The following is a 20380-nucleotide window of genomic DNA, read 5'->3' on the forward strand; positions in this document are numbered from 1 at the left end:
GCGGCACCGGCGGTATTTCCGCAGCCGGATTGGGTTATACTTGCGCCGATTTTGCACCGACGAGGATAGACGATGTCCCAAACCAAACCCGCCGCCCCGGCGATGTACAAAACCAATGCCGCTTTTGCCGTGCTGTTGTGCGGCATGGTCGGCTATTTTGTTTTCTGGGGGCTGGGCTACACCAACCACAACCATGTGCCGCTGTTTCTGCTGGCCACCGCTTTCGGCGTGTTTATGGCCTTTAATATCGGCGGCAACGATGTGGCCAATTCCTTCGGCACGTCGGTGGGCGCCGGCACGCTGACCGTGCCGCAGGCGCTGATTATCGCCGCGGTGTTTGAAGTGAGCGGCGCGGTGATTGCCGGCGGCGAAGTTACCCATACCATCCGCAGCGGTATCGTCAATCTCGAATCGCTGCCGCTGCGCCCTTTGGATTTGGTGTTCATTATGATGTCGGCGCTGCTGGCGGCGGCGCTGTGGCTGCTGTTCGCCACCAAAAAAGGGCTGCCGGTTTCCACCACCCATGCGATAGTCGGCGGCATCGTCGGCAGCTCGCTGTGCCTGGGTTTTCTGCTGGCGGCGCCCGGCAGCAGCCCGTGGGCGATGGTGCAGTGGGACAAAATCGGCACCATTGCCGTCTCGTGGGTGCTCTCGCCGCTCTTGGGCGGGGCGGTGGCCTATCTGCTGTTTTCGCTGGTAAAAAAATACGTGCTCGACTACAACGCTTCCATCGAAGAGCAGCTCAAGGCGATTAAGGCCGAGAAAAAGGCTTATAAGGAAAGCCACAAGCACCGCTTTGAAGCGATGGACGAGCAGGAAAAAATCGAAATTACTTCCGCAATGGCGCGCGACGCGCAAATCTACGGCGAAAACGACTTCGACCCCGCCGAGCTCGAATCCGCCTACTACCGCGGTCTGTACGCCATCGACAGCCGCAAAAACAGTATCGACGCCTACAAGGCCATGTATTCGTGGGTGCCGGCCATTTCCGCCATCGGCGGCATGGTGATTTCGTCGATGCTGATTTTCAAAGGGCTGAGCAATCTCAAACTCGGCGTCAGCACGCTGACCAATACCCTGATTATTATGATGATCGGCGCCGCCATCTGGGTGGGCACCTTTATTTACGCCAAAACCCTCAAGCGCAAAGACATCAGCAAATCCACTTTCCTGATGTTTTCGTGGATGCAGGTGTTTACCGCCTCCGGTTTTGCGTTCAGCCACGGCGCCAACGACATCGCCAACGCAATCGGCCCCTTTGCCGCGATTATGGACGTGCTGCGCACCGGCAGCATCGGCAGCGCCGCCGCCGTGCCGCCCGAAGCCATGCTCACTTTCGGCGTCGCCCTGATTGTCGGCCTGTGGTTTATCGGCAAGGAAGTGATCCAAACTGTCGGCAAAGGGCTGGCCGAGCTGCACCCGTCTTCCGGTTTCGCCGCCGAGCTGGCCGCCGCCTCGGTGGTGATGGCCGCTTCCGTGTTCGGCCTGCCGGTATCCAGCACCCATATTCTGGTCGGTGCCGTGCTCGGCATCGGTTTGGTCAACCGCAATGCCAACTGGAAAATGATGAAACCCATCGCCCTGGCGTGGGTGGTTACCCTGCCGGCCGCCGCGCTGCTGGCAGTAATCAGCTTTTTCGCCCTGCGCAGCATATTTTAGGCACGGGCAAGCCGGTGCACCGACGGCTTTTCAGGCTGCTTAAAAAGCGTTTACAATCCGCCCCTTTCGTTTTTCAGGCTGCCTGAAATCAGGCAGCCTGAAAGTTTTTCCATCCGCGGTTCGCAAACCTCCCGCGTTAACAAAACTAGGATAATCCATGAGAAATCCCCAAGAGCTCGACGGCATCACGCTGCTCGGAAACCAGAAAACCGAGTACCGCGCCGACTACGCGCCCGAAGTGCTCGAAGCCTTCGACAACAAACATCCGGGCAACGATTATTTCGTCAAATTCGTCTGCCCCGAATTCACCAGTCTGTGCCCGATTACCGGCCAGCCCGACTTTGCCACCATCGTGATCCGCTACATTCCCGATGTGAAAATGGTGGAAAGCAAGTCGCTCAAACTCTATCTTTTCAGCTTCCGCAACCACGGCGATTTTCACGAAGACTGCGTCAATGTGATTATGAAAGACCTGATCGCGCTGATGCAGCCCAAATACATTGAAGTGTTCGGCGAATTTACCCCGCGCGGCGGCATCGCCATCCATCCGTTTGCCAACTACGGCCGCCCGGGCACGCCCTTTGCCGATTTGGCGCGCGAGCGGCTGTTTGCCCACGATATGCAGTAAATCCGTGCCGTTTCGTTTTTCAGGCTGCCTGAAAACCCTTTTGCGAAAGTTTCCCGTTTTATGAGCCATTATGTTTTTACCGCCATCCAGCAGCGCCGCGCGTTGGGGTGGCTGGTGCTGTTTCACATCATCGTGATTGCCGCCAGCAACTATCTGGTGCAGTTTCCGTTTGACTTCACGCTGCCCAACGGTTTTGTCGTGCACTCGACTTGGGGGGCGCTGAGTTTCCCGTTTATCTTTCTCGCCACCGATTTAACGGTGCGCATTTTCGGCCAGCGTCTGGCGCGGCGGATTATTTTTTGGGTGATGCTGCCGGCGCTGGTGCTTTCTTATGTGCTGTCGGTGCTGTTTGCCGACGGCGCGTGGGCGGGCTGGCAGGGGCTGGCGGTGTTTGACAGCGTAGTGTTCCGCATTGCGCTGGCCAGTTTTTCCGCCTATGCCGTCGGCCAGCTTTTGGATATTTTCGTCTTCAACCGCCTGCGCCGGCTCAAATCGTGGTGGGTGGCGCCCACCGTGTCCACTTTTGCCGGCAATGCGGTGGACACGCTGCTGTTTTTCGCCATCGCCTTTCACGGCGGCGCCAATGCCTTTATGGCGGAGCATTGGCCGCACATCGCTTTTGTCGATTATCTGTTCAAACTCAGCATCTGCACGCTGTTGTTTGTGCCGGCCTACGGCGTGCTGCTCAATATCCTGAGCCGCCGTCTGACTGCCTTCCGCCACGAAGAAGAACTGCCGGCGCCGGTATGCGCGGCCGGCGAATAGGCGCCATTGGTGGCAGATGCGGTTTCGCGCGCAGTTTGTGTTATCCTGTGCGCGGAACCGTTTTCATTCGCGGCTTTCAGGCTGCCTGCAACGGCTTTCCGCCTTTTCTACAACCGAGCTTAAGGAAAACACCATGAAAAAAACGATTTTGTGCGCGCTGCTTGCCGCCACCGCTGCGGCCGCCACCGCCGCCGATTACCAAATCGACCCGCACCACGCCAACGCCCGTTTTGCCATCGACCACTTCGGCACCAGCACCAATGTCGGCGGTTTTTACCAGCTTGAAGGCACGGTGAAATTCGATGCTGCCAAACGCAGCGGTTCCATCGACATCACCATTCCGCTGAACAAGCTGCAAACCGGCTCCGAGCATTTCACCAAACACCTGCTGTCGGCCGATATTTTCAACGCCGAAAAACATCCGAACATCCGCTTTGTTTCGGATAAATTCCATTTCGTTGGCAAAAAAGTCAGCGCCGTCTCCGGCCGCCTGACCATGAACGGCAAAACCCAGCCCGTTACCCTTAAAGCCAACAAATTCAACTGCTACCAAAACCCGATGAAAAAAGTCGAAACCTGCGGCGGCGATTTTTCCGCCACGCTCGATCGCAGCAAATGGGGCGTGAACTATCTGGTTGATGCCGGCATGACCAAAACCGTCGGCATCCAAATCCAAATCGAAGCCTTTAAGCAGTAAATCCGGCCTTTTCAGGCAGCCTGAAACGCGCTTTTTGCCTTTCAGGCTGCCTTTTGCATCCGCACGGCAAAAATAAACCTTGTCCATTCAAAGGCGTTTGATTTTCTTACCGCGCGCCGCTTGACGAAAAAGTTTCCCACGCTATAATGCCGTCTTCTTTCCCCGATAGCTCAGTCGGTAGAGCGACGGACTGTTAATCCGCAGGTCCCTGGTTCGAGCCCAGGTCGGGGAGCCAGATTCAAACCACCTGATACGTTCAGGTGGTTTTTTTCTTGCTCTGATGGCGTGCGTAAAACCCAAAAAAGCAGCCTGAAAACCGGATATGCGGTTTTCAGGCTGCTTTTGCGTGGCGGCTTATTTTGCTTTTTCAAACGCTTCCTGCGCCTGTTTGGCGCTGTTGATCAGCTGGCGGGCACCGCCGGCGGAAAGGTAGGCGGCAGGCTGGATGTAAACCACCTGGCCTTTTTTCCACGCGGTGGTTTCGGCCACCAGCGGGTTGTTAAGCACGTCTTTGGCGGCTTCGCCTTTCTCGCCGATGGCGGAAGTGCGGTCGAGCACAAACAGCCAGTCGGGATTTTTCTCTTTGATGTATTCAAACGAAACCGGCTGGCCGTGGCTGCCTTCTTTGATGGCGGTATCGACCGGCTCGACGCCGATGTCTTTATGCAGCCAGCCGCCCAGCCGCGAGTTGGCGCCGTAGGCCGAGAGTTTGCCGCCGCTCACTTGGATGACCAGCGCTTTGCCCTTGCCCTGCGCGGCGGCTTTGGCATCGGCGAAGGCCTTGTCGAGCTTCTCTTCCAGTGCTTTGGCTTCGGCTTCCTTGCCGAAAACCGTGCCCAGCGCGGCGATGCGCTGTTTGGCACTGGCAACGGCATCGGTGTTGTCCACCGTCATTTCGATGGTGGGCGCGATCTGGCTGAGCTGGTCGAAGGCTTTGGCGGTGCGGGCGCCGGTGATAATCAGCTGCGGCTGGTATTCGTTGAGCGCTTCGTAGTTCGGCTCAAACAACGTGCCGACGTGCTTGGCTTTGGCCACCGTGTCGCGCAGGTATTCGATGCTGGTTTCTTCGGTGCTGGCGCCGACTTCCACGCCCAATTCGCCCAGGGTGTCGAGCACGCCCCAGTCGTAAACCGCCACCCGCTCGGGTTTGAGCGGCACTTGGGCGGGGCCGCGGTTGGTGTCGATATTGACCATGCCGGCGGCCGCTGCCGGCAGCGATGCGGCGGTGGTAGTGCCGGAAGCGGCATTGTCGGCCGGCTGTTGTTGGCCGCAGGCGGCCAGGGCGGCGGCGCACAGCAGGGCGGTTAGGGATTTTTTCATGTGGCTTACTCCGAAAAACGGCCGGCGCGGCTTTCAGGCTGCCTGAAAGCGCCAAACGGGCTTGGCACGAAGCGGCAACGCGGCGGCACGGGTTTAAAAGGGCGTAACCATACCACGCCGTACTCGGAAATGAAAACCTTTCGCTGCCGGGCGCCCTTTGCCGGCAGCCTGAAACCGCACCTTTGCCCGGCGCTTTTCAGGCTGCCTGCGCCGCGTATGGAATAATCGAATCATCCGCTATAAAATGCACGCCTTTTGCGCCGACGCGCCTTTTATCCGGAGAAGAACAATGCGATTTACCGTTGCCAGCCACAGCCGCGCCGATGCGGCACAACTGTCCGTCTGCACCCCGGCACGCCCCGCCGCCGGTGAAGCCGCCGCGCTGCTGGCGGCGAAACTCGACGACAAAACCAGTTTTGCCGCTGCCCAAATCGCGCTTTCAGGCAGCCTGAAAGCCGCCGCGCTGCTGCGCTTGGCCGACGACAATATCGAAACCCTGCAAAAAGGCGCCAAAGAAGCCGCCGCCTGGGCGCAGAAGCAGGACGCGCTGAGCATCGACTTGGGCGCGCTGGATGCCGCCGCTGCCGCCCGCGCCGCCGCCGCGCTGCTGCTGGCGCTGGGCGAAGCGGTTTACCGTTTCGACCATTTCAAAGCCGAAAAACAGCCCGCCGCGCTTGCTGAAGCCGAGTTTGTCCACGCCGACACTGCCGCGCTTCAGGCTGCTTTGGACGAAGCCGACGCGCTGCTTTACGGTATCAACCTGTGCAAAGACCTCGGCAATATGCCGCCCAACGTCTGCACGCCCACTTATCTGGCCGAGCGCGGTAAGACCGAAGCCGAGCAGTTTGGCGCTTCGGCAAAAATTCTCGGTGGCGACTACATCCGCGAAAACATGCCGTCGTTTTGGTCGGTGGCCAAAGGCAGCGTGCAGGAGCCAAAACTCTTGGAACTGAGCTGGCAGGGCGCGGCAAATGCCGAAGAAGCACCGGTGGTGCTGGTGGGCAAAGGCTTAACCTTCGACAGCGGCGGCATCTCGCTCAAACCCGGCGAAGGCATGGACGAGATGAAATACGATATGTGCGGCGCCGCCAGCGTAATCGGCACTTTCGTTGCCGCCGCCAAAGCGCGGCTGCCGATTAACCTGCGCGCGGTGGTCGCCACCTGCGAAAACATGCCCGACGGCGGCTCGTGCAAGCCCGGCGACATCGTTGCCACTATGAACGGCACCACCGTCGAAAACCTCAATACCGATGCCGAAGGCCGCTTGGTGCTGTGCGACGCGCTCACTTACAGCGAGCAGTTCCAGCCCGCCGCTGTGATTGATGTTGCCACCCTCACCGGCGCCTGCATCATCGCGCTCGGCCACATCGCCAGCGGCTTGATGGCCAACCACCAGCCGCTGGCCGACAGCCTGGCCGCCGCCGCCAAAAACTGCAACGACAAAGTTTGGCAGCTGCCGCTGTTTGCCGAATACAAAGAACAGCTCAAATCCAATTTTGCCGACCTGCAAAACATCGGCGGCCGCCCCGCCGGCACCATTACCGCCGCCACCTTCCTGGCGCATTTCGCGCAAAATTACCACTGGGCGCATCTGGACATCGCCGGCACCGCGTGGAAATCCGGCAAGGAAAAAGGCGCCACCGGCCGCCCCGTTCCGCTGCTGATGCAGTTTCTGCGCGAGCGCGCGGCAGCCTGAAAACCGTTTTGACCCCGCAGGCAGTCTTTTCAGGCTGCCTGAACTTCGGAAAGCGACACCATGAAACTACACCAAACCGTTGCTGCAGAAGTCGAAGCCGCCTTTAAGCAGGCCGGCATCGGCGGCAGCCCGATTGTTTTGCAGCCGGCCAAAAGCCCCGAGTTCGGCGATTTCCAAATCAACGGCGTGATGGGCGCCGCCAAAGCGCTGAAGCAAAACCCGCGCGAGCTGGCGCAAAAGGTAGCCGACGCGCTTGCAGGCAGCCTGAAAATCGACAGCGCCGAAGTGGCCGGCCCCGGCTTTATCAATCTGCGCCTGAACGCCGGATTTCTTGCGCAGCAGGTCGAAGCCGCGCTCAACGGCGAGCGCTGCGGCGTCGATCAAACCGACGCGCCGCAAACCGTGGTGATTGATTATTCGTCGCCCAATCTGGCCAAAGAAATGCACGTCGGCCATCTGCGCTCGAGCATTATCGGCGACAGCATCGCCCGATTGCTCGGCTTTCTCGGCCACCGCGTGATCCGCCAAAACCACGTGGGCGACTGGGGCACCCAGTTCGGCATGCTGGTGGCCTATCTGGTCGAGCAGCAAAAAGACAATGCCGCGTTTGAACTTTCCGATTTGGAGCAGTTTTACCGCGCCGCCAAAGTGCGTTTCGATGAAGACCCGGCCTTTGCCGACGCCGCCCGCGACTATGTGGTGAAACTGCAGGGCGGCGATGAAAACGTGTTGGCGCTGTGGAAACAGTTTGTCGAGATTTCGCTCGGCCACGCGCAGGCGGTTTACCAAACGCTCGGCCTGCTGCTGCAGCCTGAAGACGTGCGCGGCGAATCGTTCTACAACCCCGATTTGCAGCCGGTGGTGGACGAATTGTCCGCGCAAAAACTGGCGGTGGACGACGACGGCGCCAAAGTCGTCTTTCTGGAAGAATTCAAAAACAAAGAAGGCGAGCCGGCCGCCTTTATCGTGCAAAAGCAGGGCGGCGGCTTTCTTTATTCCAGCACCGATTTGGCCTGCATCCGCTACCGCGTCGGCACGCTTAGCGCCGAGCGCCTGCTGTATGTGGTGGACAAACGCCAGAGCCTGCATTTCGAGCAGCTGTTTACCGTTGCCCGCCGCGCCGGCTGGCTGCCTGAAAACGTCCGCGCCGAGCACATCGCCTTCGGCACCATGATGGGCAAAGACGGCCGCCCCTTCAAAACCCGCTCCGGCGACACCGTGAAACTCGTCGATCTGCTCGATGAAGCCGTCGAACGCGCCGCCGCGCTGGTCAAACAGAAAAACCCCGAAGCCGATGCCGCTGCAGTCGGCCGCGCCGTCGGCATCGGCGCCGTCAAATACGCCGACTTGAGCAAAAACCGCAACAGCGACTACGTTTTCGACTGGGACGCCATGCTCTCGTTTGAAGGCAACACCGCCCCCTACCTGCAATACGCCTACACCCGCGTGCAAAGCCTGCTGCGCAAAGCCGGCGACTGGCCGCACGATGCCCGTATCGTGCTGGAAGAAGCCGCCGAAAAACAGCTTGCCTTCGAGCTGCTGCGCTTTGGCGACGTACTCGAAGCCGCCGCCGACAGCGCCCAGCCGCACCATCTGGCCGCCTATCTCTACCAAACCGCCACCCTGTTTTCCCGCTTCTACGAAGCATGCCCGATACTCAAAGCCGACGCCCCCCAGCGCAACAGCCGTCTGCGCCTGGCCGAGCTCGCCGGCCGGGTGCTGAAGCAGGGCTTGGAACTCTTGGGCATCGAAGTTTTGGACGTGATGTAAAGCAGCAGGCAGCTTGAAAACGGCGCCGCCGCATTTACAGGCCGCGGCGCCTTTTATCGGCCCGCCGGTATCGGACGCGCAAACGGTTTTGGCCAAACCCAAAGCAGCCTGAAAAACGGAATTCCCGTTTTTCAGGCTGCTTTGGGTGCGCGGTGTGGCACCCTACCGCGTAGGTTGGATACTTGTATCCGACATTTCTCGTTCCGCCTGAATGCCGCCCTTACGGCCGGCTGTCGGATTCGAGAATCCGACCTACGTGCTGCCTTTGTGCCGTTAAAACCGCTATGCAGCAGCCGGTGTGTTTATCCAAACGGCGGTTCCGCTTCGTAGCGGGAATCAGCCGCTAAAAAAGGCTCAACGTATTCATTCCAAGCGGATATGCAGTTTTTTTCCAAATCACTGGGATGTTCCAAGTTGGCAACCAGTGCCCTAACTTCCCAGACAACCACATTAAATTGCTCTTTATCCAGTTCGGTAAAGGAATAAAACCCCAGTAAGTAAGATTCTCCTTTAATCATTTCATGAAGTTTGGGATGTTTGGCCAGCAACGCCCAATCCAGCAGTTCCCCGATGCATTCCCAAGCGCTGCTGTTAATGTATTCTCCGAGAATGCCGTAATCCTGATTCGGATGTCCCACGCTGAAGAAAATGTTTTTGCCCATTTTTATCTCGCAACAGATATTTGTGCCAACGCTTTAAATACGGCCGCGTAGGTCGGATACTTGTATCCGACATTTCCCGTTCCCGCCCAAATGCCGCCCTTGCGGCCGGCTGTCGGATTCGAGAATCCGACCTATGCAACTTGCTTCAAGGAATGGGGCAAAGCCTTTCAGGCTGCCTGTTCAAGCAAACAGCCGCAGCGCCAGATACGATAGCGTGCCGCCGCCCAGCAGTAGCCACAGCGCCAGCATGCCTGCCAGCAGCAGCGGGCGCACGCCGGCCTGGCGGATGCTCTGCCAGTGCGTGCACAGGCCGAGCGCGAACATGGCGGCGGTCAGCAGAAAAGTATCGACGGTCAGCAGCGCGTGGCGGACGGTATCGGGCAGCGGCAGCAGGCTGTTGGCGGCCACCGCGCCGAGAAAGCCGAGCGCAAACCACGGCAGCGCCGGCGCCCCTTTTTGTGCCGCCGGCGCGCCGCCGCCGAAACGGCGCATCAGCCACGGCAGCGCCAGCAGAAACGGCGCCAGCAGCAGCACGCGGATCATTTTGGTAATCACTGCCACATCGGCCACCTGCGGGCTGACCGCCGCGCCCGCCGCCGCCACCTGCGCCACTTCGTGTACGCTGGCGCCGGTGTAGATGCCCCAGCCGAAGCAGGCGTCGGCGTCCGCCACCGACGGCAGCAGCAGCGCCGCCAGCAGCGGATAAACAAACATCGCCAGCGTGCCGAACACCACCACCGTCGCCACCGCCACGCCCACATCCGCTTCTTTCGCTTTAAGCACCGGCTGCGCGGCCAGCACCGCCGCCGCGCCGCAAATCGCGCTGCCCGCGCCCACCAGCGCCGCCGTATCGCGATCGATGCCCAGCCGCCGCCCCAGCCACAGCGCCAGCGCAAAAGTGCCGCACACCACGCCCACATCGGCAAACAGCGCCGGCCAGCCGGCAAAGGCCAGCTGCGCCCAAGTGATTTTGAAACCGTAAAGCACAATCCCCAGCCGCAGCAGCTGCCCCTTGCTAAACGCAATGCCTTCAGTAATGCGCGGCAGATAGGGCGCAGCTACGGTGTTGCCCAGCGCCATGCCCAGCACAATCGCCAGCGTCAGTGGGCTGATGCCGTTTTGCGCCAGCGGCGGCAGCGCGGCCAGATACATGCACAGCACCGCCGCCAGCGTCGGCGGAATCAGTTGCCACAAACGGGAAAGGGGCAGCATGGTGTTCTCTTGGGTGTTTTTGTTATGCCTTAATTATACGGCTAGCGGTAGGCGGCAGCACCGTGTATCGGCGCAAACAATCGGCCGGGGCACAAATGCTGATGGGCTTTCAGGCTGCCTGATAATCCACACGTTCAGGCAGCCTGAAAGCCTGTTTCTTGCGGGTAGATACCATTTCCCCCATCAGGCTCAAGTAACGCTTGCGGCCTGATGGGGGAGATGTTGGAAAAGGTCGCGTTGTTTACACTTTTTCAGGCTGCCCGGCTTTCGTTTTTCGGCTGCATGATGATTTGGCAGGTTTTGCCGCTTATCAAGAACCATGCGGCTTCGCCGTGTCTTGCGGCATTCTTGACAAGCGGCAAAACCTGCCAGTTGGGTCTACATCCGAAATCCGAAAAGTGTAAACAACGCTGTTGATTTCTACAAATAATAACCACGTTGGTTTTTTTCATTGTTTTTTCTCTTGTTGATTATCTGCTGTTTGGAAAAACCGATATTTTGAAAACGGCTCTGTCAAGCGTGATATTTTTTGCGGTGTTGATGTTTATGTTGAATTTGAGGCAGAAAAACAGCAATAAAAAAAGCGGGCTGCCGTAACAAACGGCAATTGGGCGGCCAGGACGGATTTTCGGATCAGACAACCGATAATCTTGTCATGCCGGAGTTCCCCGCCAAGCCAAGCGACCGCTGAAAGCAAAGGCAGCCTGAAAACCGTTATCCGGCTTTCAGGCTGCCTTTTTGCTGTTCGCAATTCAAATAGGCTTTTCAGGCTGCCTGCCACCCCGCCCATGCCGCGCAAAAGAGTCCGGCCGACAGGCCAAGCGTGGCCAGGGTGTGCAGGATAACGGCGGCAGAGAGTTCGCGGCCAGCGGCGGCGCAGTCGGGGGCGCGGCGGACGCGGGCGAGATGGCCGGCGGCCTGCGGCAGGCAGACGAGAAAGCCTAGGGCGGCGGGGGTGAGCAGGCCGTAGGCGGCGTAGCACAGCAGTCCGCCGCCGGCCAGCGCGGTGTGCAGCCGTTTGGCAGCGGCAAAACCCAGCAGGTTGGCCAGCGTGCGTTTGCCGGCGGCGCGATCGCTGCGGATGTCGCGGATATTGTTGGTGTGCAGCACGGCGGCGGCGAGCAGGCCGCTGCCGCAGGCGGGCAGCAGCACAGCGGCATTCCACACCTGCGCCTGCAGGTAAAAGTGGCCGCCGATGCCGAGCAAACCAAAGGTGAGCCAGACGGCGACTTCGCCCAAGGCGTGATAGCCGTAGGCGCGGTGGCCGAGGGTGTAGCCGAGTGCGGCGGCAAGCGCCAAAACGCCAAGGGCGGCGAAAACCAGCCGCGCAAAGCGGCCGGGCAGGGCGGCAAACAGCAGCGCCAGCCCGCAAACCACGGCGGCTGTGGCGGTGGCGGCCATCATGAGTTTTAGGCGCTGCGGGCTGATGCCGCCGCCGGCGGACAGGCGCGGCGGAGCATCGGGCGCGCGCAGGCGGTCGGTGCCGCGCAGGCCATCGCCGTAGTCGTTGGCGAGATTGGAGAGGATTTGCAGCAGCAGGGTGGTGGCCAGCGCCAGCACAAACACATCGGCACGCAGCGCGCCGTGGCGGGCGGCCAGCGCGGTACCGGCCAGCGTTACCGAGACCGCCAGCGGCAGGGTGCGGGGGCGTATCAGTTGGAAAAACGGTTTCATCAGCGGGAAAAGCAGCCTGAAAGCGGGAAAGGCGGATTATAGGTTTTTCAGGCTGCCTTTTGGTTTCCGGCAGTAGGTCGGGCATTGATGCCCGACGTTTTGTGAACGGAACTTGTCGGGCATAAATGCCCGACCTACAAACGGCGCTCCAGCGCGGGGCAGGGAATTACGCGGCAGCCGGTTGTGATTGGGAAGCAGGCGTTTGTACCTGCCGCCGTCCGCGTCTGCCGCGAAACGGCGGCTGTTTGGGCGGGACAAAACAAACGGGCAAATGCCAAAGCAGCCTGAAAAGAAGAAATGCCGTTGCAAAAGTACCGTTATTGGCTGCGCAGTCCGCTACGCTATCCCCGCGCAGGCGGTAATGGTTGAAAAAACAACCCGCTGCTGGGATGCCACCAAGATTCCCGCCTGCGCGAGGGTAGCGTAGCGGACTTGCGCAGCTAATGACGTTACCGGTGGGCTTGGCGGAGTTTTCAGGCTGCCTTCGGTTTTCAGGTTGCCGCCGTTTTCCAAATCCCATACGCCGCCACCGCCAAAACCGCTATACTGCGCGCTTTTCAAACCGGCGGCACGGGACATTGCGACCCGCGGCCGCCCGTCGGCGACATTGTGACGCCGCAAACCATAAGGAAACTACCGATGAGCAAACTCTCCCCCGTTGCGCTGCGGCGCAGTCTCGAAACCCGTCCCCATCCCACCGCGCAGTATTGGAAAAAGTGCGACGTCGAAGCGCTGTTCAACCTGCCCTTTCTCGAGCTGGTTTTTCAGGCTGCCCAAGTGCACCGCCGCCATTTCGACCCGCGCGAAATCCAGCTCTCCACGCTGGTGTCGGTGAAAACCGGCGGCTGCTCGGAAGACTGCGAATACTGCCCGCAGTCCGCCCACTACAACACCGGCCTGGAAAAATCGCAGATGCTGGATGTACAAACCGTGCTGGAAAAAGCCCGCATCGCCAAAGCGCGCGGCGCCAGCCGTTTCTGTATGGGCGCCGCCTGGCGCGGGCCCAAGCCTAAAGACGTGGAAACCGTGTCCGCCATTATCAAGGCCGTTAAAGGTATCGGCATGGAAACCTGCGGCACCTTCGGCCTGCTCGAAGAAGGCATGGCCGAAGACTTCAAAGACGCGGGGCTGGACTATTACAACCACAATCTCGACACCGACCCCGAACGCTACAACGACATCATCCACACCCGCCGCCACGAAGACCGCATGGACACGCTGGGCAAAGTGCGCAAAGCCGGTTTGAAAATCTGCTGCGGCGGCATCGTCGGCATGAACGAAAGCCGCCCCGAGCGCGCCGGACTCATCGCCAGCCTGGCCAATCTCGACCCGCAGCCCGAAAGCGTGCCGATCAACCAGTTGGTCAAAGTGGAAGGCACGCCGCTGGCCGACGCCGAAGATTTGGATTGGACGGAATTCGTGCGCACCATCGCCGTTGCCCGCATCACCATGCCGCAAAGCTATGTGCGCCTGTCGGCCGGGCGCAGCGACATGCCCGAAGCCATGCAGGCGATGTGTTTCCTTGCCGGCGCTAACTCGATTTTCTACGGCGACAAACTCCTGACCACCGACAACCCCGAAGCCGACAGCGACCGCCTGCTGATGGCCAAACTGGATTTGTACCCGCTGCAATACGGCGCATCGGGGCAGCCTGAAAGGCAGCCTGAAACCGACGGCAGCGACATCGCCGCCGCACTGGCGGCACGGGGCGGCTGTTGCGGCGGCGGGGCAGGTGGCAGCTGCGGCTGCGCGGCTTAAGGCGGTAAAAGCAGCCTGAAAACGGTAGGTGCCTAGCTCCCTCTCCCGCTTGCGGGGGAGGGCTGGGGTGGGGGCGCAGGCCGCTGTAGAAACTTTTGCGGGATATCGGCAAACGCAGTTCTGCGAACTGCCACCCCCACCCTGACCCTCCCCCGCGCAAGCGCAGGGGAGGGGACGAAACGGCGGCCGTTTGTCCACAGGCGGCGGCTATCTCCCTGCCCTTGGTAGGGCGCGAAAAAGCGGCTGCCGCGCCCTTGCGCGGCAGGGGCGGCGGGCGTATGATTCCAACCGTTTTAGGCTTGTTTTTACAGCGTTTCCCGCTGGCGGGCGCGCCGGTTTTGACCGATAAGGACGCGGATATGGAAAAACTGAAAATATGGCTGCCGCTGGCGGCAGCGCTGGTATTGGGAGCGTGCGCGGCCACGCCGGAGCAGGTGGCGGCGCGCAAGGCGGCGCAGAAGCGGCAGGAGCAGGCGCTGCAGGTGGAATTGGCCAGCCAGTGCGACGAGGAAACCGCCAAGCTGATGGCCGAGCAGTTTAATCCGCCGCCCTTTGCCAATGCCAAGCAGCGCGAGCAGTTCAGGCTGCGTTATGTGGACAAGGTGTCGAACCCGATGTTCCAAGCCTGCTACAAAATGGCCTGGCAAAACCACATTTCGCAAATCCGCCTGCAAAGGGCGCGCGATTTTTACGACGACTGGTACAGCCCGCTGCGCTATCCGTGGTGGTATTGGTAAAGTTTTCAGGCTGCCTGCGGGCAGCCTGAAGTTTGTATCCGCAGCTGCGACCGGCTGCGTTTTTTTTGCGCGGGCAGCTTTCAGGCCGTTTGCACCAGCTCGTCCAGCGGCCAGCGCGGGCGGACGTTAAAGGCGGCGGCCGGCTGCGCGGCTTGGACTTGGTGTTGCAGCCGCATGGCGCCGGCGAAGGCGATCATGGCGCCGTTGTCGGTGCACAGCGGCAGCGGCGGGAAAAAGGTGCGCACGGCTTCGGCCGGCGCTTTGGGCGCGGTTTTGACTTTCAGGCTGCCCAATTCGGCGCGCAGTTTCCAGTTGGCGCCGACGCCGCCGGCCACCACCAGCGTGCGGTAGCCGGTTTGCAGCAGCGCCCGGCGGGCTTTGTGCACCAGCACGTCGCACACGGCGTCTTGAAAGGCGCGGCAGATGTCGTTGCGCACGGAATTGGGCAGGCTGCCGCCGTGCGCGGCGCGGGCTTTTTCCACGGCGGTGAGCACGGCGGTTTTGAGTCCGGAAAAACTCATCTGCAAGTCGTGCGAATGCAGCATCGGGCGGGGAAAGGAAAAGGCGTCGGGCGTGCCGAGCCGCGCCAGCTCGGAGAGTTTGGCGCCGCCGGGGTAGGGCAGGCCGAGCAGTTTGGCGGTTTTGTCGAAAGCTTCGCCGGCGGCGTCGTCCACGCTTTCGCCCAGCAGGGTGTAGTCGCCGATGCCGCGCACCGCCATAAATTGGGTGTGGCCGCCGGAAACCAGCAGGGCGACGAAAGGGAACTCGGGGCGTTCGTCGGCCAGCAGCGGCGAGAGCAGGTGGCCTTCGAGATGGTGCACCGGCAGCACCGGTTTGCCGAGAGCAAAGGCCAGCGCGTTGGCGTAGGAGGCGCCGGCGAGCAGGGCGCCGCCCAGGCCGGGGCCTTGGGTGTAGGCAACGGCGTCGATGTCGCCGTAAGCTGCGCCGGCTTCGGCCAGGCAGGCTTGGGTAAGCGGCACCAGCCGGCGGATGTGGTCGCGGCTGGCCAATTCGGGCACCACGCCGCCGTATTCGGCGTGCATGGCCATCTGGGTGTGCAGCGCGTTGCCGATCAGGCCGCGTTTGCTGCAGTAAAGGGCGACGCCGGTTTCGTCGCAGGAGGATTCGATGCCGAGGACTAACATAAAGTAAAAACCGTAAAACAAGGCAGCCTGAAGGCTGCCTGCAAGTGGAAACAAGGGCGGGGTTTATTGGTTGGCGCGCACCCAGGCGAGCCATTTTTGAAACAGCTCTTCCTGGCCGGCGGCAACCACCGAGCGCTGGAAAACGTGGCGGCCGCTCCAGAAGTCGTCGCCTTCGAGCGTGGCGTAGATGCCGCCGGCTTCTTCGAAAATCAAGGCACCGGCGGCGTAGTCCCACAGGTTTTGGCCGCCGTGCATATAGATGTCGAAACGGCCGGCGGCCAGATAGCACCAATCAAGCGTGCTGCTGCCCAGGCAGCGCAGGGTGCCGAAAGGGGCGAAATTGTTCAGGCTGCTGACCAGCCGGCCGCTGCGCAGGCGTTTGACGTCGATGCCCGCCAGCGCTTCGTGCAGGCGTTTTTTCACGCGGCGCAGCGGCAGTTTGACGCCGTTGAGATGCGAGCCGCGGCCGCGGGCGGCGGAAAAACATTCGCCGGCGCAGGGGTCGAACACCACGCCCAATTCGGCGCGGCCGGCGCGGATCAGGGCGGCGGACAGGGCAAAATGGGGCAGGCCGTTGACGAAATTATTGGTGCCGTCGATCGGATCGACCACCCACAGCCCGCTTTGCGCATGCGCGCGCCACAGCGAGAGCTGCTGCTCGTAAGTCATCTCTTCGCCCAACACCGGCGCATCGACAATTTCAGGCAGCCGCTCGGAAAACGCCGCCTGCGAAACCAAGTCCGCTTCCGACAGCATGCTGCCGTCGGCCTTGCGCTCGCTCTGCCCGTTTAAAAAAAGCGGCATCACTTCGCTGAAGGCGATTTCGCGAACCAGCTCTTCTAATTTTGCGGTGGGTTCCATAGGCGCTCTTTGCTAAAATGCAGGCCGCGATATTATCACTTTCCACCCCCGATTTAAAATGCCCCGCTTCCATATCCCCAAGCTGCCGGCAGCCGGCAGCCAGGCCGAACTGCCCGAGCGCGTGGTGCGCCACATCCAAGTGCTGCGGCTCAATGCCGGCGACGCGCTGATCCTGTTTGACGGCAGCGGCCGCGAAGCGCCGGCGGTATTGCTGTCGCTCGGGCGGCGCAGCGCGCTCTGCCGCGTCGATGCTCCGGTTGAAACCGACCGCGAAAGCCCGCTGCACATCACCCTGATACAGGCCGTTTCTGCCGGCGAGCGCATGGATTTCACCCTGCAAAAAAGCGTTGAACTCGGCGTGGCTGCCATCCAGCCGGTGCTCGGCGGCCGCTCGGTGGTGCGCCTTTCCGGCGAGCGCGCCGACAAGCGCCAGGCGCGCTGGCAGGAAATTGCCGTCTCCGCCTGCGAGCAGTGCGGGCGCAACCGCGTGCCGCAGGTGCTGCCGCTGCTGGACTTGCCCGCCGCACTCGATGCGCTCTCCGACAGCACCGCGCTGCGCCTGCTGGCCAGCCCGCACCAGGCCGCGCCGCTGTCGTCTTTCAGGCAGCCTGAAAGCCGCCGCCTGCAGCTGATGGTCGGCCCCGAGGGCGGGTGGACGCCGCAGGAAGAAGCGCTGGCGCGGGAGCGCGGTTTTGCCGCCTTTACGCTCGGCCCGCGCGTTCTGCGCACCGAAACCGCCGCGCTGGCCGCCATATCCGCGCTGCAAACGCTGTGGGGCGACTTCGGCGCCTAGGCAGCCTGAAAAACCGGTCGGACTGCCGTTTTAAATCCGCATAAAAAGCAGCCTGAAAACCTTTATTACGGTTTTCAGGCTGCTTTTGGTTTTCAGGCTGCCTGCGTCGGGCGCAAAGCAGCCTGAAAGTGGAAAACGCGGCTTACCAGATTTCGGTAAAGGCGGTGCTGTCGGTGTTTTTGGCGCCGTTGTGGCAGGCGTTTTCGGCGGTGCCGACCATAATGAAGCCGAGGATTTTTTCTTTTTCGCCGCAGTTAAAGGCGGCGCGCACCTGCTCGGTGCCGACCCACAGGCCGGTGATCCAGATGCTGTCGAAGCCTTGCGCCTGAGCGGCAAGCTGCAGGGCGTAGGCGGAGCAGGCGGCGCTCATTTGCTGCTCCCATTCGGGTTTGCCGCTTTTGGGGCTGGCGATCACGGCGATAATCATCGGCGCGAGGTTGATGACTTTGTGGGTTTTGGCGCGGGTGTCTTCGCCGAGATTGAGCTCGTCCACCGCTTTGAGCAGGGCTTGGTGCAGGCGGGTTTTGCCTTTTTCGCTGTTGATCACGATAAAGCGCCACGGAGTAAGGTTGCCGTGGTCGGGTACCTGGCTGGCGGCCTGGAGCATGGTTTCGAGCTGCAGCTCGTCGGGGGCGGGGGCGGTGAGCGATTTGGTGGAACGGCGGGTGGTGAGCAGTTCGAGCGTATCCATGGTTCTTCCTTTGATGTGATGCAGTGGTGGGAAACGGGGCGGGTGTTTTTCAGGCTGCTTTGGTGCAAAAGCAGCCTGAAAGGATGTTAACCGATGCGGTAGTGCTCCCAGGCGGGATCGTATTCGCAGACGGCTTCGGCGCCGAGGGCGGCGTAGCGGCGGCACAGTTCTTCGGCGGCTTCGGCCAGCGCCAGCGGGTTGGCGGTGGCGGCATATACGGTGCGGCGGCCGGCGCCGAGATTGCTGACGCTGAGGGTGGCGATGCCTTCGTGGTTTTTCGCGGCGGCATCTTCAAAGGCATCCTGCAGGGCGTAGGCCTGTTCCAGCGTGTCGCCGCCTTCGAGCCGGCAGGACACGGAAACAAACCACGGCATATCGGCGCGGCCGACCAGCGGGGCGGCGGATTCGTTGCGGATCAGCAGGCTGCGGCCGCTTTCCTGGTCGCATTGGTAGGTGGTGTACTGCCATTCGGCTTCGGGATAGCGGCCGTCGCGGCCGAGCGTCTGCCACAGCTTGTCGAGCTGTTGGGGCAGCTCGGTAAGCGGGAAGGCGTCTTCAGGCTGCCCGTTGCAGAAATCGACGGCGCCGATTTTGACCGCTGCCGCCCATTCGCCGATGATGTGGTCGAGCAGAATCAGCGCGGCGCGTTGGGCGTTTTCCTGCTGCTCGGCGGGCAGCGCGGGCAGGCCGAGTATCAGCGCGGGGTGTTCGTGCCACAGGCCGATGGCGGCGGAAACTTGGGCGGGATCAAGGCGCAGGCCGTTCATTTCGATGGCGAAGCCGGCGGACGGCTGGCGGAAGGCGTGCACCGGCCAAGGCAGGCCGGCGGGGGCGTGGTCGGCCAAAAGCTGCACCAGCGGGAAGTTGGCGGTTGCGCCGTCGGCGGTGAAAATCAGGCAGCCTGAAGCGCCGCTGCCGTCAAATTCCAGATGGACGTCGGGGCAGTGCGTATCGAGCAGGCGGTTGCCGAAATCTGCGATGGTCTGCGGGTCGGCATCGGCGGCAGGCGGCTGGCGCTGCCAGTCGTCCCAAAAATTTTGCGCTTGGCGGCACAGGTTGCGGATGTATTGCAGGTGCGGCGTCATCGGGGTCTCCGTAGCGGGGTTTCAGGCTGCCTGAAAGGCGGAAAAGGCGGGTTTACAGGGCTTGGTCGAACAGCATAATGCCTTTGACGGCGGCATCGCGGGCGCTTTGCGCCAGATGTTCGAGACGGGTTTCGTCGCGGGCGTGCTGCAGGGTTTTGACCAGCATCGGGGCGTTGAGGCCGGTCAGGATGACGCTGCGGCCGGGTTCGACCAGCTTCATGGCGGCGTTGCAGGGGGTGGCGCCGAAAATATCGGTGAGAATCAGCACGCCGTGGCCGCTGTCGAGTTCGGCAAGCAGGGTGTGGGCGCGGCCTATGATGTCGGCGTGGTCTTCGCAGCTGTCCACGCCGATGATGCGCAGATGCTCGAAACCGGCGTCGGGGAAAAAATGGCGCGCCAGACTTTGGTGAGCGGCGCCAAGGGTTTCGTGGGTAATGATCAGTATGCCTATCATCGGCTGGGTTCCGTGGGCTGTGGTGTTTTCAGGCTACCTGCGGCGGCGTGTTGCGCTTTGTATGGGTGAAATGCGGAAATATCAATGGCGGCGGCGGATAAATGCCGCAGCGCCGGTTTAGCGCAAAAACGGGTTGTGCCGTTTTTCGTGGCCGACGGTGGTCATGCGGCCGTGGCCGGGGATGACGGTGGTGTCTTCAGGCAGCGTGAGCAGTTTTTCGCTGATGTTGCGGATTAAATCGCCGTGGTTGCTGCGCGGAAAATCGGTGCGGCCGACGGTTTCGTAAAACAGTACGTCGCCGGCCACCAGCAGGCCGGCTTCGGCGCAGTAAAACACAACGTGGCCGGGGGTGTGGCCGGGGATGTGCAGCACTTGGAAACGGTAGCGGCCGACGCTCAGGCAGTCGTTTTCCGCCAGCCATTGCTGCGGCTCGAAAGCGGGCGATACCGGAAAGCCGTATTCGCGGGTGATGACGGGCAGTTGTTCGAGCAAAAAGCGGTCGTCGGCATGCGGGCCGAGTACCGGCACCGGCCGCAGGCGCATCAGTTCGTCGGCGCCGGCGGCGTGGTCGAGATGGCCGTGGGTGAGCCACACGGCTTTGAGCGTCAGGTCGCGGCGGTCGATTTCTTCTAAAAGCTGCGGCACGTCGCCGCCGACGTCGGTGAGTACGGCTTCGCGGCTTTCGTCGTCCCACAGCAGGGTGCAGTTTTGGCGGAAGGGGGTAACGGCGGTAATATCAAAATGTAGGGACATGGTAGCGGGCGGGTTTGTGT

Annotated in this window: 21 protein-coding genes, 1 tRNA gene and 1 riboswitch; of the genes, 10 read left to right on the forward strand and 12 right to left on the reverse strand. The window is 61.3% G+C overall.

The window, feature by feature from the left end; translation table 11 throughout:
• The first annotated feature begins 72 nt into the window (after positions 1-72).
• The 5 genes from OP500_RS00940 to OP500_RS00960 all read left to right on the forward strand — a co-directional run bounded on the left by OP500_RS00940 (position 73) and on the right by OP500_RS00960 (position 3984).
• Positions 73-1659: an inorganic phosphate transporter gene (locus OP500_RS00940; RefSeq protein ID WP_274069918.1), complete on the forward strand. Its 1587-nt coding sequence runs from the start codon at positions 73-75 to the stop codon at positions 1657-1659.
• A 109-nt stretch (positions 1660-1768) separates the two neighbouring features.
• A riboswitch (PreQ1 riboswitch) is annotated at positions 1769-1814 on the forward strand.
• 2 nt (positions 1815-1816) lie between these two features.
• Positions 1817-2287, forward strand: a complete 471-nt coding sequence (gene queF / locus OP500_RS00945; protein ID WP_238745475.1) for a preQ(1) synthase — start codon at positions 1817-1819, stop codon at positions 2285-2287.
• A gap of 60 nt (positions 2288-2347) precedes the next feature.
• Positions 2348-3052 carry a 7-cyano-7-deazaguanine/7-aminomethyl-7-deazaguanine transporter gene (locus tag OP500_RS00950; RefSeq protein ID WP_238745472.1) on the forward strand — a complete coding sequence of 235 codons (705 nt, stop codon included), beginning with the start codon at positions 2348-2350 and terminating at the stop codon, positions 3050-3052.
• A gap of 133 nt (positions 3053-3185) precedes the next feature.
• On the forward strand, positions 3186-3749 hold the full coding sequence (locus tag OP500_RS00955) for a YceI family protein (RefSeq protein ID WP_238745470.1): 564 nt from the start codon (positions 3186-3188) through the stop codon (positions 3747-3749).
• Positions 3750-3908: 159 nt separating this feature from the next.
• Positions 3909-3984, forward strand: a tRNA-Asn gene (locus OP500_RS00960).
• A 119-nt stretch (positions 3985-4103) separates the two neighbouring features.
• Here the strand turns inward: OP500_RS00960 and OP500_RS00965 are convergent.
• Positions 4104-5069 (reverse strand): siderophore ABC transporter substrate-binding protein, encoded by a 966-nt coding sequence (locus OP500_RS00965; protein WP_238745466.1) that lies wholly within the window; start codon positions 5067-5069, stop codon positions 4104-4106.
• A gap of 289 nt (positions 5070-5358) precedes the next feature.
• Here OP500_RS00965 and OP500_RS00970 point away from each other — a divergent pair, with 289 nt between their 5' ends.
• Together OP500_RS00970 and argS are read left to right on the forward strand one after the other, a co-directional pair.
• A complete protein-coding gene (locus tag OP500_RS00970) occupies positions 5359-6765 on the forward strand; it encodes a leucyl aminopeptidase (RefSeq protein WP_274069919.1) in 1407 nt (468 codons plus the stop codon).
• A gap of 60 nt (positions 6766-6825) precedes the next feature.
• Positions 6826-8535, forward strand: coding sequence for an arginine--tRNA ligase (argS, locus tag OP500_RS00975; protein ID WP_274069920.1), 1710 nt, complete (start codon positions 6826-6828; stop codon positions 8533-8535).
• A 302-nt stretch (positions 8536-8837) separates the two neighbouring features.
• On the opposite strand, the gene OP500_RS00980 is transcribed toward argS, so the two are convergent.
• The 5 genes from OP500_RS00980 to OP500_RS01000 form a co-directional block, all read right to left on the reverse strand.
• Positions 8838-9197, reverse strand: a complete 360-nt coding sequence (locus tag OP500_RS00980) for a hypothetical protein (RefSeq protein WP_274069921.1) — start codon at positions 9195-9197, stop codon at positions 8838-8840.
• A gap of 180 nt (positions 9198-9377) precedes the next feature.
• Entirely contained in the window at positions 9378-10409 is a 1032-nt protein-coding gene (locus tag OP500_RS00985) for a YeiH family protein (protein WP_274069922.1), read from the reverse strand.
• 251 nt (positions 10410-10660) lie between these two features.
• The gene (locus OP500_RS00990; RefSeq protein WP_274069923.1) at positions 10661-10861 is read right to left on the reverse strand and encodes a hypothetical protein; all 201 of its coding nucleotides are present in this window, start codon (positions 10859-10861) and stop codon (positions 10661-10663) included.
• A 313-nt stretch (positions 10862-11174) separates the two neighbouring features.
• On the reverse strand, positions 11175-12083 hold the full coding sequence (menA, locus tag OP500_RS00995) for a 1,4-dihydroxy-2-naphthoate octaprenyltransferase (RefSeq protein WP_274069924.1): 909 nt from the start codon (positions 12081-12083) through the stop codon (positions 11175-11177).
• Between the two features lie 336 nt (positions 12084-12419).
• Positions 12420-12662, reverse strand: coding sequence for a hypothetical protein (locus OP500_RS01000; protein WP_274069925.1), 243 nt, complete (start codon positions 12660-12662; stop codon positions 12420-12422).
• 60 nt (positions 12663-12722) lie between these two features.
• Between OP500_RS01000 and bioB the strand changes: the two genes are divergently transcribed.
• Positions 12723-13841, forward strand: coding sequence for a biotin synthase BioB (bioB, locus tag OP500_RS01005; protein WP_238745442.1), 1119 nt, complete (start codon positions 12723-12725; stop codon positions 13839-13841).
• A gap of 359 nt (positions 13842-14200) precedes the next feature.
• Positions 14201-14578, forward strand: a complete 378-nt coding sequence (locus OP500_RS01010) for a hypothetical protein (protein WP_238745439.1) — start codon at positions 14201-14203, stop codon at positions 14576-14578.
• An 80-nt stretch (positions 14579-14658) separates the two neighbouring features.
• Here OP500_RS01010 and tsaD read toward each other — a convergent pair whose 3' ends face one another.
• Positions 14659-15723 (reverse strand): tRNA (adenosine(37)-N6)-threonylcarbamoyltransferase complex transferase subunit TsaD, encoded by a 1065-nt coding sequence (gene tsaD / locus OP500_RS01015; RefSeq protein WP_238745436.1) that lies wholly within the window; start codon positions 15721-15723, stop codon positions 14659-14661.
• Between the two features lie 63 nt (positions 15724-15786).
• Entirely contained in the window at positions 15787-16584 is a 798-nt protein-coding gene (locus tag OP500_RS01020; protein ID WP_274069926.1) for an inositol monophosphatase family protein, read from the reverse strand.
• Between the two features lie 58 nt (positions 16585-16642).
• Here OP500_RS01020 and OP500_RS01025 point away from each other — a divergent pair, with 58 nt between their 5' ends.
• Positions 16643-17377 carry a 16S rRNA (uracil(1498)-N(3))-methyltransferase gene (locus tag OP500_RS01025; RefSeq protein WP_274069927.1) on the forward strand — a complete coding sequence of 245 codons (735 nt, stop codon included), beginning with the start codon at positions 16643-16645 and terminating at the stop codon, positions 17375-17377.
• A gap of 142 nt (positions 17378-17519) precedes the next feature.
• Here OP500_RS01025 and OP500_RS01030 read toward each other — a convergent pair whose 3' ends face one another.
• The 4 genes from OP500_RS01030 to OP500_RS01045 form a co-directional block, all read right to left on the reverse strand.
• Positions 17520-18068, reverse strand: coding sequence for a nitroreductase family protein (locus OP500_RS01030; RefSeq protein ID WP_274069928.1), 549 nt, complete (start codon positions 18066-18068; stop codon positions 17520-17522).
• An 86-nt stretch (positions 18069-18154) separates the two neighbouring features.
• Positions 18155-19153: a hypothetical protein gene (locus OP500_RS01035; RefSeq protein WP_274069929.1), complete on the reverse strand. Its 999-nt coding sequence runs from the start codon at positions 19151-19153 to the stop codon at positions 18155-18157.
• 52 nt (positions 19154-19205) lie between these two features.
• Positions 19206-19607: a PTS sugar transporter subunit IIA gene (locus OP500_RS01040; protein ID WP_238745422.1), complete on the reverse strand. Its 402-nt coding sequence runs from the start codon at positions 19605-19607 to the stop codon at positions 19206-19208.
• A gap of 117 nt (positions 19608-19724) precedes the next feature.
• The gene (locus tag OP500_RS01045; protein WP_238745419.1) at positions 19725-20360 is read right to left on the reverse strand and encodes an MBL fold metallo-hydrolase; all 636 of its coding nucleotides are present in this window, start codon (positions 20358-20360) and stop codon (positions 19725-19727) included.
• Between the last annotated feature and the right edge of the window lie 20 nt (positions 20361-20380).

This window comes from Kingella sp. SNUBH-2017 (genome assembly GCF_028680565.1).
Classification (GTDB): Bacteria; Pseudomonadota; Gammaproteobacteria; order Burkholderiales; family Neisseriaceae; genus Kingella_D; species Kingella_D pumchi.

Bases quoted from the DNA above. Each gene is read 5' to 3' on its own strand.
- OP500_RS00940 (WP_274069918.1), top strand. From the start codon at position 73: ATGTCCCAAACCAAACCCGCCGCCCCGGCGATGTACAAAACCAATGCC.
- queF (WP_238745475.1), top strand. From the start codon at position 1,817: ATGAGAAATCCCCAAGAGCTCGACGGCATCACGCTGCTCGGAAACCAG.
- OP500_RS00950 (WP_238745472.1), top strand. From the start codon at position 2,348: ATGAGCCATTATGTTTTTACCGCCATCCAGCAGCGCCGCGCGTTGGGG.
- OP500_RS00955 (WP_238745470.1), top strand. From the start codon at position 3,186: ATGAAAAAAACGATTTTGTGCGCGCTGCTTGCCGCCACCGCTGCGGCC.
- OP500_RS00965 (WP_238745466.1), bottom strand. From the start codon at position 5,069: ATGAAAAAATCCCTAACCGCCCTGCTGTGCGCCGCCGCCCTGGCCGCC.
- OP500_RS00970 (WP_274069919.1), top strand. From the start codon at position 5,359: ATGCGATTTACCGTTGCCAGCCACAGCCGCGCCGATGCGGCACAACTG.
- argS (WP_274069920.1), top strand. From the start codon at position 6,826: ATGAAACTACACCAAACCGTTGCTGCAGAAGTCGAAGCCGCCTTTAAG.
- OP500_RS00980 (WP_274069921.1), bottom strand. From the start codon at position 9,197: ATGGGCAAAAACATTTTCTTCAGCGTGGGACATCCGAATCAGGATTAC.
- OP500_RS00985 (WP_274069922.1), bottom strand. From the start codon at position 10,409: ATGCTGCCCCTTTCCCGTTTGTGGCAACTGATTCCGCCGACGCTGGCG.
- OP500_RS00990 (WP_274069923.1), bottom strand. From the start codon at position 10,861: ATGAAAAAAACCAACGTGGTTATTATTTGTAGAAATCAACAGCGTTGT.
- menA (WP_274069924.1), bottom strand. From the start codon at position 12,083: ATGAAACCGTTTTTCCAACTGATACGCCCCCGCACCCTGCCGCTGGCG.
- OP500_RS01000 (WP_274069925.1), bottom strand. From the start codon at position 12,662: ATGTCCCGTGCCGCCGGTTTGAAAAGCGCGCAGTATAGCGGTTTTGGC.
- bioB (WP_238745442.1), top strand. From the start codon at position 12,723: ATGAGCAAACTCTCCCCCGTTGCGCTGCGGCGCAGTCTCGAAACCCGT.
- OP500_RS01010 (WP_238745439.1), top strand. From the start codon at position 14,201: ATGGAAAAACTGAAAATATGGCTGCCGCTGGCGGCAGCGCTGGTATTG.
- tsaD (WP_238745436.1), bottom strand. From the start codon at position 15,723: ATGTTAGTCCTCGGCATCGAATCCTCCTGCGACGAAACCGGCGTCGCC.
- OP500_RS01020 (WP_274069926.1), bottom strand. From the start codon at position 16,584: ATGGAACCCACCGCAAAATTAGAAGAGCTGGTTCGCGAAATCGCCTTC.
- OP500_RS01025 (WP_274069927.1), top strand. From the start codon at position 16,643: ATGCCCCGCTTCCATATCCCCAAGCTGCCGGCAGCCGGCAGCCAGGCC.
- OP500_RS01030 (WP_274069928.1), bottom strand. From the start codon at position 18,068: ATGGATACGCTCGAACTGCTCACCACCCGCCGTTCCACCAAATCGCTC.
- OP500_RS01035 (WP_274069929.1), bottom strand. From the start codon at position 19,153: ATGACGCCGCACCTGCAATACATCCGCAACCTGTGCCGCCAAGCGCAA.
- OP500_RS01040 (WP_238745422.1), bottom strand. From the start codon at position 19,607: ATGATAGGCATACTGATCATTACCCACGAAACCCTTGGCGCCGCTCAC.
- OP500_RS01045 (WP_238745419.1), bottom strand. From the start codon at position 20,360: ATGTCCCTACATTTTGATATTACCGCCGTTACCCCCTTCCGCCAAAAC.